We start from the raw sequence: 14,133 nt of genomic DNA on the forward strand, positions 1-14,133 counted from the left end.
GTCAAAGAGGAGCGAGGCTCCACCCATCGGCGGTGCGGATCACCTCCAGACCGAGGAGATCGCCTATCGCCTGCGGGTCCTTCCTGATCGGGGCGATCAGCACGGACCCGGAAATGCTGGCCGGCTTCCCGCCCGGCGCACCCGCCGAAAACGGAATGCCGGTAACGCGCGTGAGATCGGAGGCCACCCGTTCGAGCGATGCCTGTTCGAAAGTCAGCCGGCCCTGGCGCCATTCGCCGACCTGTCCGACGGCTACGGCGGAAAGCACGTAACGGTCCGTAGCGATGTCGTGCGACAGCCGCTGGCCGGGATCGATACGCACGTTCTGCGCATCGGGATTGAACTGCACCGCGCCTTCCGAGACGGCAACGCTCATCCCCTGTCGGTCAAGGCGCACGTCGAAGACCGTGCCGATATCCACTAGCCGGTCCTCCCCGACAGCGACACGGAAGGGTGCATCGGCATCGTAGCGCACAGTGAAAAGCGCTTCGCCATGCTTGAGCCGGGCCCGCCGCGGATCGTTGTGATCGAGCTCGATCGTCGTCTGCCCGGACAGCGCGATCGAGGTCCCGTCCCGCATCGTCAGCGTTCGGATTTCGCCGGGGGCCGTTGCGATCTCATAAAGGTCGGCCCGTTCGCGCTGCCACAGCCCTACACCCACCACCAGGGCGACCGAAGCCGCCAGCACGCCGCCCAGCCAGCGGCGGCGCGACGAGACAGGCGCTTGGGAAACCGGCTCATGCGACGCTGAGATGTCGTTCGCCGGGCCGGCGACACGAAGCAGTTCGGCGCCCTCTGCCACCGAAGCGCTGATCGCGTCGTAGGCCTGTGCATGCGCGGGATCGGCCTCCAGCCACGCCGTAAAGCCCGCCCAGTCGGTAAAGGCGGGATCGCCGGTGCGGACGGCCCAGTCGAGGGCCTGCTCATGGATTGCCTCGCTACTGGCCATTGCGCATTCCTTTCATGAGCACGACGGAGTCGATCGCGGACAGCCTCATCGCTCCTCTCCATCGGCTCGTGCCTTCCACTCGGCCAGGGCGCGATAGGCCGTGCGCAGGTCCCCTTCCACGGTGCTCAGGCTCACGCCGAGTTCGGCAGCGACGGCCTTCTGGGGAAGGCCGTCGACCCGATGGCGGCGGAAGATGGCGGCAACGCGTGGGCCAAGGCTGTCGAGCATGGCCAGAACCTTCGCGGCTTCCTGCGTCGCGGTCAGTTGCCGCTCCGCAGAGGGTTCTGAAGAAACCTCGCCCTCCCCGGTATGGACATCGGCCCAGTCCCTCTCGCGTTTTTCCGCCTGGCGCACCGAACGGTAGCGATCGACCATGACCGCGTTCGCGACCGTATGAAGATAGGCCAGCGGCGATGCCACGGGCCCGAGGTTGCTCGTGGTGATACGGATCCAGACTTCCTGCAGGATGTCCTCGGCGGCATCCCCCGCCCCCCTCGCGCGAAGAAAGCGCAGCAGTTGCTCCCGATAAGTCAGAAGCGCGCTTTCTAGGCCGGATGAAGACGATGGATCTGTCACGGACACGGGGAATCGTTGCACCAGTCGGCGTGGCTAGACTGTCTCAACGATCAGATAAAGCGCGAAACAGCACGCCATGGCCGCGCGATCTCTGCTGCGCGCAACTTTGCCGATGATTTCCGGCAGCCTGTCCTTCGCGACCTGTTCGAGATCAGAACTTGGGCCGATTGGAGGGATCGCAGGGCACATGGATCATGTACTTTGGAAAAGGCGTGTTTTCGCAGTCATCGGGAATGCAATTCCCGCGATCCGCCGCCGTGCCGACCACCGGCGAAGCACTTGATTGGCGAGGCCCGCTTTGCAACAGCTTGATGCGACAGCAATCGATCGAGGCAGATGGAAACGCCGATGGCGCGTCGCAGGGTGAAAGTCTTCTTCGATGGCGGTTGTCGCCCCAACCCCGGCCCCATGGAGGCGGCCGTGGTGGTGCGCGGCGTAGAGCATCTGTTCGATGACCTGGGGACCGGGACGAATACCGACGCCGAATGGCTGGCACTGATCCTCGCTCTGGAATTGTCGCAAGCGGCCGGTCTTGCCGATGTCGAACTGATCGGCGACGCGGTCGAGGTGACGAGGCAGGCCAATGCGGTTCTGGCAAGTCGCCAAGCGCCGCACCGCCATGCAGCCCGGTTCCTGGCCCTGGCGATCGAAGCGCCGCCTGCCCGGGTCCGCTGGATCAAGCGCGAACAGAACCTCGCCGGCATTGCGCTGGCAGCCCGGCATCCACGATAACGCTGCTGCCGGTTTGCCGTCGAAGGGAACGGGCACGACCGGCCACACGCCAGCGTCGCGCAACCTCGTGACGTCATGACGCCTGCACGCTCCGCACACGACATCCCCTCCCCTCAGTCCACACAATTTAATCAGTATACATCTTATATTGACTATGCGGGCCGAGCGGTTATCACTCGTCGGGCAAGCACGGACGGAGTACGGGCGTGAACGCGAACGAAATCATCATTGCAGGCGCCGGGATCGGCGGTTTGAGCCTGGCCCTCATGCTTCACGAGCGTGGCATCAGAAGCACGGTCTTCGAAAGCGCGCCGCAACTCGCTCCGCTGGGGGTGGGTATCAGCGTCTTGCCCCACGCCAGTGCGCAGCTCTGTCAACTCGGCCTGCGCGAAGCGCTTGAGCGCACGGCGATCTCGGCGCGCAATTCATGCTTCTACACACGCTTCGGGCAGCTGGTGCATACCGAGGCCGTGGGTCTCTCTGCCGGCTATGATGTTCCCCAGTTCCAGATTCATCGCGGCGACCTGCAACAAATCCTGGCAAGTGCGCTGGTGGCGCGCACCGGAACGCGGACCATCGTGACAGGCCACCGCTGCACCGGCTTCGAGCAGAGCGAGGACAGTGTCCTCGTTCACTTCGTGGACGAGACGGGCGCCCCCCTGCCGAGCGTGCGCGGTTCGGCGCTGGTGGGCTCGGACGGCATCCATTCCGCCGTCCGCAAGCTGCTGCATCCCGATGATGGCCCACCGATCTATTCGGGCGTCAACATGTGGCGCGGCGTCACGCGCTGGAAGCCCTATCTCGACGGTGCAAGCTACGTCAGGGCCGGTTGGCTGAGCCATGGAAAGATGGTCATCTACCCCATCCGCGACAATATCGACAGCGAGGGAACCCAACTGATAAACTGGGTCGCCGAGATCGAGACGCCCGAACACACGCGGCAGGACTGGAACCGCCGGGGCCGCATCGAGGATTTCATCCACGCGTTCGAGGACTGGCATTTCGATTTCCTCGACGTGCCCGCGATGATCCGTGCGGCCGACACGATCCTGGAATATCCCATGGTCGACAAGGACCCCTTGCCATGGTGGACCAGCGGCGCGGTCACATTGCTGGGAGACGCGGCCCATCCGATGTATCCGCGCGGCTCCAACGGCGCCGGCCAGGCCATTCTCGACGCGCGGGCGCTGGCAGACGCGCTGGCGGCCGACGGAAACGTCGAAGCAGCTCTTCAGGCATACGCGGACCAGCGCCTGCCCGCGACTGCGGACGTCGTGCGCACCAACCGCACCACGCCGCCCGACGTGATCCTGAAAGTCGTGCACGAACGCTCGGGCGACCGTCCCTTCGAACGCATCGAGGATGTCATCGACCCGGCCGAACTGGCCGCCATCAGCAACAGCTACAAGGCCGTGGCCGGGTACGCCCGCGATCAGGTGCGGCCGGCCGGCTGACGGGCCAGCCCCTCAGAAAGCGTCGGCCTGCCGCCCCGGTGCGGCCAAGGCAAGCACATCGAGGGCCTCCACCCGCTCGGCAATGCCCAGCGACAGCGGAAAGGGCGACAGGTCGCACGCGAAGCGGCGCGCATTGGCGACCTGCGGGACAAGACACAGGTCTGCGATCGTAAGCTGTTCGCCAAGACAATAGCGCCCGTGGCGACGCTCGCGCGACAGCATGGATTCAAAGCTCGCCATGCCGGTTGCGATCCAGTGCTCGTACCATCGCTGCACGCCGGGCTCGTCGACCCCGAAATCCTCCCGCAGCAACTTGAGGACCCGCACGTTGTTGAGCGGATGAATGTCGCAAGCGATAACTTGCGACAGGGCCCGAACATAGGCGCGCTCGACGAGGCCGGCGGGCATCAGCGGCGGCTCGGGATAACGTTCCTCAAGGTATTCCATGATTGCCAGAGACTGCGTGAAGGCCTGCCCGTCCTCGCAAAGAACGGGCACCAGCCCCTGCGGATTGACCGCAAGGAATGCCTCGGTGCGATGCGCCCCCTCGGGCAGGCTTACGAAGCGCTGCGAGTAGTCGAGCCCCTTTGCGGCAAGAGCCAGACGCAGCCTGTAGGACGTGGAGCTTCGAAAGAAGCCGTAGACGTCGCGCGCGGTCATTCCGGATCGTTGAGAATATGATGCGGCGTGGAAGAAACGACCTCCGCATAAGTGGGCACGAACCGCCGCCCCTCGATCAGGCTGATGAAGGCCGGCCGGATCTCTTCCGCCAGGATCGCGCGGATCCGGGCATGTTCGGCGATGTCGGACCATTCGGCGATGAGGAAGAACCGCTGCGGGTCGGTGGTATCGCGGCACAGGACTCCATCCTGCACCTGCGCGGGTGACTTGTGCATCGGATTGCCGTCCGAATAATCGAACTCGTCGAACAGGGCGATGAACTCCTCCTCGCGGCCAGGCTCGACGCGAAAGTCGTAGATGTGGAGGTAGTTACCCTTTGTCGCGAGCGGTTCCATTGCCATCAAGGTGTCCTTTTCGGTCAAGATTCCATAGTCGGCGGCGGACAGGCGGCTTCCCATGCCCGGGCAGCGGCGAGCAGTCGGTGCTCCTCCCACCAGGGCGCGACGAGCTGCAGCCCCATGGGCACGCCGTTGCGGTCCAGCCCCGACGGCAGCGTTATCGCGGGGTGACCGGAAAGGTTGAAAAGCGACAGATAGGGCACCCACGCGTCGCGTAGCGGCCCGACACTCCGTCCGCCGATTTCCAGCGGCGCATCGGTAGGATGATCCGCCGCGATCGCCGCCGCAGCCGCGCATGGGGTGAGGATGAAGTCGTATCCGGCCGCAAAGACCCGCTGCACGGCCCGGAAAACAGCGGTGCGACCGGCCAGAGCTGCGCTGAGCCCGAGCGCTGTGGCCTCACGCCCCCGGGCCGCGCCGTCCCGAAACGTCAGGGACAGGCGCTCCCCCAACCGCGCGGGCAGGGCGGCAACGCGCGCGGCCCACGACACTTCCTGAAGCACGGCCCAGTGCCGCGTGGGATTTTCCAGCGGATACTCGAGCCAGTCCACCCGCGCGCCCGCATCCGCCAGCACCTTTGCCGCATCGACCATCTGGCATTCAACGTCGTCATCGAGGACCGCATTGCCGGCAAACCGCCAGATCGCGATGCGCCGCCCCGCAAGGGCATCGCCATCGCTGCCCGGATGCGGGATACGCAGATCCGGTTGCGACAGGCTTTGCGGATCGGACCGGTGCGGCCCCGCGACCGCGACCAGGCCACGCTCGAGCACGTCCACGTCGCGTGCCAGAAGCCCCAGGTGAACGATGCTGGCGAACCCTTCCGGCACTTTCTCGTGCGGGATGCGGCCCGAGGTGGCCTTCAGGCCGAAGACCCCGGTCAGGGCGGCAGGCAGACGCGTCGAACATCCCGCATCGGTGGCAAGGGCCAGAGGGGTTGCGCCGGTAACCACGGCCACGCCCGCTCCGCTCGATGATCCCCCGCAAGTCATGCGCGGATTCCAGGGATTGAGCGTCATGCCCGTCAGCGAAGAATAGCCGAGCGGACTGTGCGCAAATTCGGTCGTGGTGGTCTTGGCGACGATGCTCGCGCCGGCTTGCCGCAGCCGCGCCACCGCTTCCATGTCACGCTCCGCGGGCGCGGCATCCTGCAGAGCGAGCGAGCCCCAGCGCGTCGGCGCGCCGGCGACATCGAGAATGTCTTTCACGGACACGGCCACCCCCGCCAGCGTTCCCTTTGGAGTCGACGGGTCGGGCTGCGCCTCCAGTATCGCGCTGAACGGGTTCCAGGCTGACTGAACGGCCTCGATATTTGTCGCGACGGCGACGCCTGCCTGCATTTCGAGCCCCTTTTGATAAAAAAGGGGTATACTGATCGATAATATTGTGTTCAACCCTCCAAAGGACGAAACGACACAAGATCGGATCAAGGATTTCAGAGGCATGGCAAAAACTGATCGGGTGGAGCCGGCACGCGGGGACACGGGTGAGGAACAGGGTTCCCTGCGCCAGTTGATGGAGGATCTGCCGCTGTGGAAGCGGCCCGGATACCTGATCCGCAGGGTCCACCAGCTGCACTACGCGCTGTTCTTCGAGGAAGTCGGCGATTCGGACATCACCCCTGTCCAGTACGGGCTGATGACGATCCTTTCGACCAACCCGGACATCGACCAGATCGCCATTGCGACCAAGCTTGGCATCGACCGGACCAACGTCGCCGACGTGCTGCGCCGGCTGGAACGCGCCGGCCTCGTCGAGCGCCGCCAGAGCGAAATCGACCGCAGGGCCAAGCTCGTGCGCCTGACCCGGGCCGGACGCGAGATGCTCAGTCGGCACTATCCCGACATGACGCGTGCGCAGACCCGGCTGCTGGCATGCCTCAATAGCAAGCAGCGCGAAGCCTTTCTCGATGCGCTGGTCACCATCATCGAAGCGAACAACCAGTTCGGCCGTTCCAGCCTCACAAACGAGGCCGGGGGGACCGAGACAAAGAGTGCGCGAGGTCGCAAGAAGCGCAGCACGGAGTAATCATGCCGATCACCGCGGCCCATTGGGTCTTCCTCTTCACCGTCGCCACCATCATTTTCGTGATGGTGGTGCGCCGCAACGTCGCGATTGTCGCCATCGCCGGTACCGTGGCTCTGGCCTTCATGTCCGCCAATGCCGGCACGACGCTGCCCGATCGCATGATCTTCGCCACGCAAAGCCTGTTCCGTGCGATCCTGATGGCGGGCATCGGCCTGTTCGACATCATGCTGCTGGTGGCCCTCATGCTGGCCATGCTGAAAGCCATGAGCAAGGAGGGCGCGGACGAACTCATGATCATCCCGGTGCGCCGGCTGATCGTCGGCCCGCGTTCCGCGTTCATCACGCTCGCCTGCACGACATACGTGTGCGGCATCTTCTTCTGGCCCTCGCCGGCGACGGCGCTGGTCGGCACGGTCCTGGTGCCGGTCGCGATCCGGGCAAGGCTGCCTGCGATCGGCGCGGTGGCGGCCGTCAACATCGCCGGGCACGGGATGGCTCTCTCTTCCGACCCGGTAATCCAGGCGGCAACCCGCATTTCCGCAGGCGCGGCCCATGTGTCCCCCGGCCTTGTCCTTTTCTACACGGTACTGTTCGCGGGTGTCGTCGGCGTGATCGCGCTTACGGTCTTCGGCCTGCTGCTCGGACGGGACATGCGACGCGGCAAGGTGGTTGCCAGCGCTTCGACCCTGCCGCTCGGCGACTCTCAGGGGCGCTCCGAGTTCGGCCCCCATGCCCGCTTCCTCGCCATTCTGACACCGTCCGTGCTGTTCGGAATGGGAACCCTCATCATCTCGCGCGCCCTGTTCGACCCTGCTCACGCCATCTACGGCGGCGATGCCACGGCGCTTCTCGGCGGGTGCGCGGTCTGCATCCTCGTCATCGCCTGCGTCGTGCAGGACGGGCATCACGCGCTGGAACAGGTCATCGTCCATCTTCGCGAAGGATTTGCCTTTGCCGTCAAGGTCTTTGCGCCCGTCCTGCCGATCGTCGCCTTCTTCTTCCTCGGCGACCCCGAGCATGCCGCCAAAGTCCTCGGTCCGGGCACCCCGGGGTTCCTCCTCGATCTCGGCAAGGCCGCAAGCAGCTTTCTGGGACAGGACAATCCGATCCTGCCCTTCGGCGTGATGGTCGTCGGGATTCTATCGGGCATCGACGGCTTCGGCTTTTCCGGCTTGCCGCTGACAGGCAGCATCGCCGGTGCCGTCGCCAGTACGGTTCCCGCTAATGCCGCGATCCTCGCCAGTATCGGGCAGATCGGCAGCGTCTGGGTCGGGGGCGGCACCATCGTCCCATGGTCGGGCGTCTGCGTGGCCGCGGCCATGGCCGATGTGAACCCCGACGAACTGGCCCGGCGCAACTTCCTGCCCGTGGCCCTCGGCTTCCTGGCTGCGGCCACGCTCGCCCTGTTCCTGATATACGCGAACAAATAAGAGCCTGCGGTCCGCAAGGACCTTTCAGGACATGGCCCCCGGGCGCGCATCCCGCGCACCCGGGGGTTCGTCTTTTCGGCCGAGACACGACCTGCGGCAAGACCCGAGGCCATAGGACAGACCTGAAGCCCACAACTGGCCAATAGCCCGACCGTGGCGGAACCGGCTCGCCTTCCACGCGACATCCTGCGCAAAGGCTGCAAGGCTCCCGCTCCCCGTCCACTGGAACGTCCCGCAAGACAGCCCCCTAACAAAACATGGACGGTGCCGTTCCAGCCAAATCCGGGATCATGTCGGGCACATACTTCGAACAAAAAAAAAGCCGGCCTGCCCTTTGGTATCGGGCAGACCGGCTGTCATGCAGGTTGGGTAATCGTTAGAAGGTGATACCGGCGCGAATGTAGTAGGTGCCACCGGCAAGCCCCATCGGCGAGGTCGTCGGATACTTCGACCCGAGGATGCCGCGGTAGGGATTGAGGTCGGGGCGGTTGTCGAAGATGTCGGTCGCACCGACCGCGATGTCGAGGTTCTCGAGCGGCTTGAAGCCCACTTCCGCGTCGAAGGTGATCTCCGATCCCGGGTCGAAACGCAGGCCGAGCGAGTTGACGTGCAGTTCGGTGTACTTGCCGAAGTAGTTCATGCGGACAAGGCCGTGCCAGCGCTCGCTGCTATGCGTAATCGTCGCATTCCCGCGCCAGCGCGGCAGCATCTTCTCAAGCTGGATCACGCGGCCTTCGTCCAGCAGTTCGTTAGGATCGCTGGGATCGTAGGACGTGACCTCGTTCTTGGTGTAGTTCATCGCCGCGCTGAAGGCCGTCTGCCCCGCCGGAATGAAGTTGAGCGGCACCGTCGCGACGACGTCGACACCCTGCGTGGTCGAGGAGAAGTCGTTGGTGAAGAACTTGAAGGTGCCGATCTGGCTGGCGAAGGCGTAGCCCTGCGCGATCAGGTCGGCACGCTGCAGGTCGGTCAGCGAATAGCTTTGCGACTGCGTCAGGCGGTTCTTCATCTTGATGTTGAAGTAGTCGATCGTGACATTCAGCCAGGGCTCGTCGAAGACCAGGCCCGCGCTGAAGCTCTTCGACGTTTCCGGCTTCAGCTTCTGCCCGCCCACCGCGAGCGCGATCGGGTTGTCCGCCGGAATGATGCCGGTCTGGACCAGGGTGCCATCGGCGGTCAGCTGCTGACCAAGGCCGGTGTAGGCCTGCTGGCCGGGGCTCGGCGCGTGGAAGCCGGTCGCATAGGTCGAGCGGACGCCCAGGCTGTCGGTGATGTGGAACAGTCCGGAAACCTTGTAGGTAACCTTGTCGCCGAAGTCGCTGAAGCTTTCGTAGCGCGCGGCGAGACCGAGATCGAGCTGCTCGATCGGATTGGTCTCGAGATCCAGGTAGAACGACCAGTTGTCGCGCGACCGGCTACCCGCGATGTCGGGCGAATAACCGGCATAGGCATCCTCGCCGACCGTGAAGCCCTGCGTGGCCAGCACGCCGGCCTCATAAGACGCCGGCTCACCCGCCTTGACCGTGAACTTCTCGCGATGCCACTCGACACCCCCGGCAATGTTCAGCGGCGTCGCAAAGCCCACCTCGAGCGGATAGCTCAAGTCGAGGTTGGCAACCTGCTCTTCCTGAATGCGCGAGCCGTTGTAGAACTCGGTCGGGCTGTCGCTGCCCAGGCTCGGATTGATCGAGTTATGGACGTAGATCGACATCTTGTAGCGGCTCGCGCCGAAGCTGAGGTCGTACTGGAGGTCCGGAAGCAGCTCGCCGCGCAGGCCGGCGGTGCCGAACACGGTCTTCACCTTGTTGATGAAGTAGGGGCTGTAGCCGCCCGGGTAGAGGCTCGCAGTGGCGAAGCAATTCGGCGTCGCGATCACTTCCGCCAGCCGCGCGGCGGCATCCGCCGAACCGACGGGGATAGCATCGGCTCCGGTGCCAGGGCAGGCGACCCCATCGTCGGGCGTCATGTCACCGACGAGGAAGTTGCCGGCACCGTCGGTGAAGACACCGTCGCGGTCGATCGGGTTGCGATAGAAGAAGTCCACGCTGGTCTTACGGCTGCTGTAGCCGCCGAAGGCGTAGAGTTCACCGATGCCGACATCGACGCCGCTGTTCAGGAACAGCTTGATGTTATCGCGGATCTGCGGGGTGCCGAAACGGGTCGCGGGATCCGGCACGCCGGTATAGCCCGCTGCCTGCAGAGCGGCCGCATCGTCGCGCTGCACGGCACGCACGGCACGGTCGGCGCTGCTGTATTCCCCGCTCAGCCGCACGAAGCCGGTATCGCCGACAGGCACGCCGTAAGTCCCGGCGACCTGGTAGGTGTCGCCGTCGCCCTCGTACGTGCTGCTGAACTGCGACTGGATCAGGCCGCCTGAGACATCGTCGTTCATGATGAAGTTGACGACGCCCGCAATCGCGTCAGCGCCGTATTGCGCGGCCGCACCGTCGCGCAACACCTGAACCTGCTTCAGCGCGATGGAGGGAATGACAGAGATGTCGGGGCTCTGCGAGCCATCGGATAGACCGCCGGAGAAGCTGGGAATGTCGGCCGACCGGTTGAAGCGCTTGCCGTTTACCAGCACCAGCGTGTGATCGGGCGAAAGACCGCGCAACGTGACAGGCCGAATGCCGGCCGACGTACCGCTGATCGGATTGTCGTTGACGTTGAGCGAAGGCACCACGAGGCGAAGCTGGTTCGACACGTCGGGGCTCGGCTGCTGGCTCAGTTCGGCGGCGCTCACGATGTCCACCGGTGCCGGCACATCGGAAGGCGAGCGCGCCGCGCGGCGCGAGCCGGTGACGACAATGGAGGCGCCTTCATCGGAAGTGCCCGCATCCACGCTGGCCGCCGAAGCCGCAGCGGCCTCGGCGAAGGCCGGCGTCGCCGTCAGGACACTCGCCAGCCCCAGGACGAGTGGAGACGCTGTAGACCACAGATGTCTGTTGGAAATCGAAAGTCCGCTGCTCAAACGCATGGAATACCCCTCATGAAAGATGCCTGATCCCAACAGCCCGCACTTTATATGCGTCGCTGATGCCGTTTCCTGCGAGCCACTTATCGCATGATAAATCGCATGCGGTATACAGTGTGCGATTTGGAGATTATGCGAGGTATACTGATTGTCAAGCGGCATTTTGCAAGTGCGTCGCACAACCCCTTTTTCCCACCCATCCCGCGCGCTTCCGGCGCTTGACAGCGCTTGGCTGCTAGTGTGTATACAGTATGTAAATGTAGTGGAGTACGCCTTTTGCTTACGAAAAACGTGCTGAGTCTCGCCGAAGCGGAACTGCTTCTGAATGCCGCACAGGCCAAGTCCGAGGAACTGGGCGGCGCCCATGTCATCTGCATCGCCGATGATGCCGGCTACCCGATCGCACTACGCCGCCTCGACAAGGGCAAGGTGACGAGCGTGCAGATCGCGCAGAACAAGGCTTTCACGGCCGCCGCGCATCGCCGGGTCACGCACACCTTCACCAACACCTACCCCGGCGAGGAAGCGTGGGGTATCTTCACCCAGCACGATGGCCGCATCACCGTGTTCGTCGGCGGCTACCCGATCTACGTTGACGGCAAGGTCGTCGGCGGCATCGGCGTTTCCGGTGGCAACGGCGAACAGGACATCGCCGTGTGCGAAGCCGCGATCGAGGCCTTCGCAGAGCACATGCGCGAGACCGGCGGCGGCGAAGTGACCATCCCCGAAGCGGCCAAGCGCGCATGAGCGAGCACAATTTCATTGCCGGCGCCTGGTGCGGCGCCGCAGGCGGCGGCAGCTACGAACGGCGAAATCCCGCGCGCGGCGAGGACCTTGTCGGGATCATCCCCCGGTCCGGACCGGCCGATGTCGATGCGGCCTGCGCGGCTCTGGAGGCCGGCTGGCCGGAATGGGCCGCCACGCCCCACGAACGCCGCGTCGAGATTCTCAATCGTGCCGCGGACCTCATCATCGAGCGCGTGGAGGCCTATGCCGAAGATCTCACCCGCGAAGAGGGCAAGACGATTGGGGCTTCGCGCATGGAATGGAAGCGCGCGGCGGCGAACCTGCGGCTCTATGCGGGCGAAGCGGTTCGCATGCGGGGCGAGACCTACCCCTCCGCCGACGGCCTCGTCTATTCGGTGCGTGCGCCCCTGGGGGTCATTGCAGTCATCACGCCGTGGAACTTTCCGATCTCGCTGCCTTCGCGCAAGATCGGCCCTGCCCTCGCGACAGGCAACGCCGTGCTGTTCAAGCCGTCCGAAGCCACGCCGCTGACCGGCCGCAACTTCGTTCAGGTCCTGCTGGACGCGGGCGTTCCGACCGATGCCATCGCGCTCCTGCAGGGCACCGGCGCAGAACTGGGGCATGCGATCGTGACCGCGCCGCAGGTCAAGGCCGTGACCTTCACCGGGTCCTACGCGGTCGGCGCCGCCATCCACGGCGCCGCCGGGCCCGGCCGGCGCCTGCAACTGGAGATGGGCGGCAAGAACGCCTGCATCGTCATGCCCGATGCCGATGTCTCCCGCGCCGCGGCAATCATCGCCCAGGGGGCCTTCAACCTCACGGGCCAGGCATGCACGGCGACCAGCCGAGCGATCATCGTCGGCGACAACCACGATGCCATCGTGGCCCGGGTCGCGGAAATCGCCTCGACCATGGTCGCGGGCGACGGCTTCGATCCGGCCACCAAGATCGGACCGGTGGCCACGCGCGCGCAATACGACAAGGTGCGCAAGGCCATCGCGATGGCACGCGCGGAAGGTCTCGAACTGGCGCTCGGTTCCGATTCGCTGCCGGACCTCACCGAGGAACAGGGCGGTTTCTTCGTCACGCCGACGATCTTCGCCAACGTGCCGACAAGCTCCATGCTGTCGCGGGAGGAAATCTTCGGCCCGGTCCTCGCCTTCCACCGTACCGCGAGCTATGAAGAAGCGGTCGCGCTCGCCAACGCCACCGATTACGGCCTTGCCGCTTCGATCGTCACTAACGACTATGCCACGATCGAGCGTTTCGCGCGCGACATCGATGCCGGCATCGTCAAGATCAACAGCGCAACCGGCGGCGTTTCCGGTGCGGCACCGTTCGGCGGCATCAAGAATTCCAGCAACCAGACCTACCGCGAACAGGCGGGCCTGGGCGTCATGGACTTCTACACCACGACCCGCACGGTATACCTCGCCGCGTGAGCGCTATGGGCCAGGCACTCGCGGACGTTCTCGGCGTGTCGATCGTCGCCACGCCGCAGATCTTCCTGCTTGCCTGCCTGGCCGTGCTGCTTGGCTCGGTGATGCAGGGCCTGAGCGGCGTGGGCCTGGGACTGGTGGCGGCGCCGGTGGTCATCCTGATCGATCCGTCGATCGGCCCCGGCCCGCTGCTGGTCCTGGCGATGCTTGTTTCCATCCTGATGCTGCTGCGCCGCCACGGACCGCTGGACCGACCCGGCCTCGCCCTGACCTTGTCGGGTCGCATAGTCGGCTCGCTGGCCGGGGCCGGGGCCTATGCGCTGCTGCCTCTGTCCGTCTTCGGCCTCGTCTTCGGATTGCTCATCCTGCTCGGCGTACTGCTGACGGCCCTGGGCTTTTCGGTCGAGCGGACGCGCGGCAACCTCGTGTCGGCGGGGTTCATCTCCGGGGTCATGGGCACGCTGACGTCCGCCGGCTCCCCGGCGATCGCGCTCATCTACCACAAGAGCGATGGCGACACGGCCAAGTCCACGCTGGCCGCGTTTTTCTGCGCGAGTTCCGCGATTTCCATCCTTGCGTTGCTCCTGACCGGCAGGTTCAGCCTGCAGCAGGCCCTGGAGAGCCTTGTCTTCGTTCCCGCGATGGTACTCGGCTTCCTCGTGTCGGGCGTGATCGCGCCTTGGGTCAGCGCCCGGCAGGTGAGGGCCACGGTGCTGATCGTTGCGGCTCTTTCCGCGACCGCGCTGGTAGCGCGTTCTCTGCTGGCCCTGATCTGAGCCCCGGCG

The 14,133-nt window shown here is 65.1% G+C and carries 13 protein-coding genes; 7 read left to right on the forward strand and 6 right to left on the reverse strand.

Annotated elements, in window-relative coordinates; genetic code table 11:
• Position 1: 1 nt before the first annotated feature.
• Both NZK81_RS02735 and NZK81_RS02740 read right to left on the reverse strand, forming a co-directional pair.
• Positions 2-949 carry a FecR family protein gene (locus tag NZK81_RS02735; protein WP_260043600.1) on the reverse strand — a complete coding sequence of 316 codons (948 nt, stop codon included), beginning with the start codon at positions 947-949 and terminating at the stop codon, positions 2-4.
• Between the two features lie 45 nt (positions 950-994).
• Complete coding sequence (locus tag NZK81_RS02740) at positions 995-1,531, reverse strand: RNA polymerase sigma factor (RefSeq protein WP_260043601.1); 537 nt, start codon at positions 1,529-1,531, stop codon at positions 995-997.
• Between the two features lie 342 nt (positions 1,532-1,873).
• Between NZK81_RS02740 and NZK81_RS02745 the strand changes: the two genes are divergently transcribed.
• Both NZK81_RS02745 and NZK81_RS02750 read left to right on the forward strand, forming a co-directional pair.
• Complete coding sequence (locus tag NZK81_RS02745) at positions 1,874-2,257, forward strand: ribonuclease HI (protein WP_260043602.1); 384 nt, start codon at positions 1,874-1,876, stop codon at positions 2,255-2,257.
• 206 nt (positions 2,258-2,463) lie between these two features.
• Positions 2,464-3,711 (forward strand): flavin-dependent oxidoreductase, encoded by a 1,248-nt coding sequence (locus tag NZK81_RS02750; RefSeq protein ID WP_260043604.1) that lies wholly within the window; start codon positions 2,464-2,466, stop codon positions 3,709-3,711.
• A gap of 12 nt (positions 3,712-3,723) precedes the next feature.
• Here the strand turns inward: NZK81_RS02750 and maiA are convergent, their stop codons facing one another.
• Genes maiA through NZK81_RS02765 form a run of 3 tightly spaced genes read right to left on the reverse strand, consistent with a single transcriptional unit; the run spans position 3,724 to position 6,070 of the window.
• A complete protein-coding gene (maiA, locus tag NZK81_RS02755) occupies positions 3,724-4,371 on the reverse strand; it encodes a maleylacetoacetate isomerase (protein WP_260043606.1) in 648 nt (215 codons plus the stop codon).
• Positions 4,368-4,733 (reverse strand): antibiotic biosynthesis monooxygenase, encoded by a 366-nt coding sequence (locus tag NZK81_RS02760; RefSeq protein ID WP_260043607.1) that lies wholly within the window; start codon positions 4,731-4,733, stop codon positions 4,368-4,370. Before NZK81_RS02760 ends, maiA begins: the two co-directional genes overlap by 4 nt.
• A gap of 17 nt (positions 4,734-4,750) precedes the next feature.
• A complete protein-coding gene (locus NZK81_RS02765) occupies positions 4,751-6,070 on the reverse strand; it encodes an amidase (protein WP_260043608.1) in 1,320 nt (439 codons plus the stop codon).
• Positions 6,071-6,173: 103 nt separating this feature from the next.
• Here NZK81_RS02765 and NZK81_RS02770 point away from each other — a divergent pair, with 103 nt between their 5' ends.
• On the forward strand, positions 6,174-6,758 hold the full coding sequence (locus NZK81_RS02770) for a MarR family winged helix-turn-helix transcriptional regulator (RefSeq protein ID WP_260043609.1): 585 nt from the start codon (positions 6,174-6,176) through the stop codon (positions 6,756-6,758).
• A gap of 2 nt (positions 6,759-6,760) precedes the next feature.
• Positions 6,761-8,188, forward strand: a complete 1,428-nt coding sequence (locus NZK81_RS02775; RefSeq protein WP_260043610.1) for a hypothetical protein — start codon at positions 6,761-6,763, stop codon at positions 8,186-8,188.
• Positions 8,189-8,564: 376 nt separating this feature from the next.
• Here NZK81_RS02775 and NZK81_RS02780 read toward each other — a convergent pair whose 3' ends face one another.
• Entirely contained in the window at positions 8,565-11,165 is a 2,601-nt protein-coding gene (locus NZK81_RS02780) for a TonB-dependent receptor plug domain-containing protein (protein WP_260043611.1), read from the reverse strand.
• 273 nt (positions 11,166-11,438) lie between these two features.
• Here NZK81_RS02780 and NZK81_RS02785 point away from each other — a divergent pair, with 273 nt between their 5' ends.
• Genes NZK81_RS02785 through NZK81_RS02795 form a run of 3 tightly spaced genes read left to right on the forward strand, consistent with a single transcriptional unit; the run spans position 11,439 to position 14,124 of the window.
• Positions 11,439-11,909, forward strand: coding sequence for a GlcG/HbpS family heme-binding protein (locus NZK81_RS02785; protein ID WP_260043612.1), 471 nt, complete (start codon positions 11,439-11,441; stop codon positions 11,907-11,909).
• Positions 11,906-13,351, forward strand: a complete 1,446-nt coding sequence (locus NZK81_RS02790) for an aldehyde dehydrogenase family protein (RefSeq protein ID WP_260043613.1) — start codon at positions 11,906-11,908, stop codon at positions 13,349-13,351. Before NZK81_RS02785 ends, NZK81_RS02790 begins: the two co-directional genes overlap by 4 nt.
• Positions 13,352-13,356: 5 nt before the next feature.
• Positions 13,357-14,124, forward strand: coding sequence for a sulfite exporter TauE/SafE family protein (locus NZK81_RS02795; protein WP_260043939.1), 768 nt, complete (start codon positions 13,357-13,359; stop codon positions 14,122-14,124).
• The last annotated feature ends 9 nt before the right edge of the window (positions 14,125-14,133 follow it).

This window comes from Novosphingobium mangrovisedimenti (assembly GCF_025153475.1).
Taxonomy (GTDB): Bacteria; Pseudomonadota; Alphaproteobacteria; order Sphingomonadales; family Sphingomonadaceae; genus Novosphingobium; species Novosphingobium mangrovi_A.

Excerpts from the sequence above, each read along its gene's own strand:
- NZK81_RS02735 (WP_260043600.1), bottom strand. The coding sequence starts at position 949 with ATGGCCAGTAGCGAGGCAATCCATGAGCAGGCCCTCGACTGGGCCGTC.
- NZK81_RS02745 (WP_260043602.1), top strand. The coding sequence starts at position 1,874 with ATGGCGCGTCGCAGGGTGAAAGTCTTCTTCGATGGCGGTTGTCGCCCC.
- maiA (WP_260043606.1), bottom strand. The coding sequence starts at position 4,371 with ATGACCGCGCGCGACGTCTACGGCTTCTTTCGAAGCTCCACGTCCTAC.
- NZK81_RS02760 (WP_260043607.1), bottom strand. The coding sequence starts at position 4,733 with ATGGCAATGGAACCGCTCGCGACAAAGGGTAACTACCTCCACATCTAC.
- NZK81_RS02765 (WP_260043608.1), bottom strand. The coding sequence starts at position 6,070 with ATGCAGGCAGGCGTCGCCGTCGCGACAAATATCGAGGCCGTTCAGTCA.
- NZK81_RS02770 (WP_260043609.1), top strand. The coding sequence starts at position 6,174 with ATGGCAAAAACTGATCGGGTGGAGCCGGCACGCGGGGACACGGGTGAG.
- NZK81_RS02775 (WP_260043610.1), top strand. The coding sequence starts at position 6,761 with ATGCCGATCACCGCGGCCCATTGGGTCTTCCTCTTCACCGTCGCCACC.
- NZK81_RS02780 (WP_260043611.1), bottom strand. The coding sequence starts at position 11,165 with ATGCGTTTGAGCAGCGGACTTTCGATTTCCAACAGACATCTGTGGTCT.
- NZK81_RS02790 (WP_260043613.1), top strand. The coding sequence starts at position 11,906 with ATGAGCGAGCACAATTTCATTGCCGGCGCCTGGTGCGGCGCCGCAGGC.
- NZK81_RS02795 (WP_260043939.1), top strand. The coding sequence starts at position 13,357 with ATGGGCCAGGCACTCGCGGACGTTCTCGGCGTGTCGATCGTCGCCACG.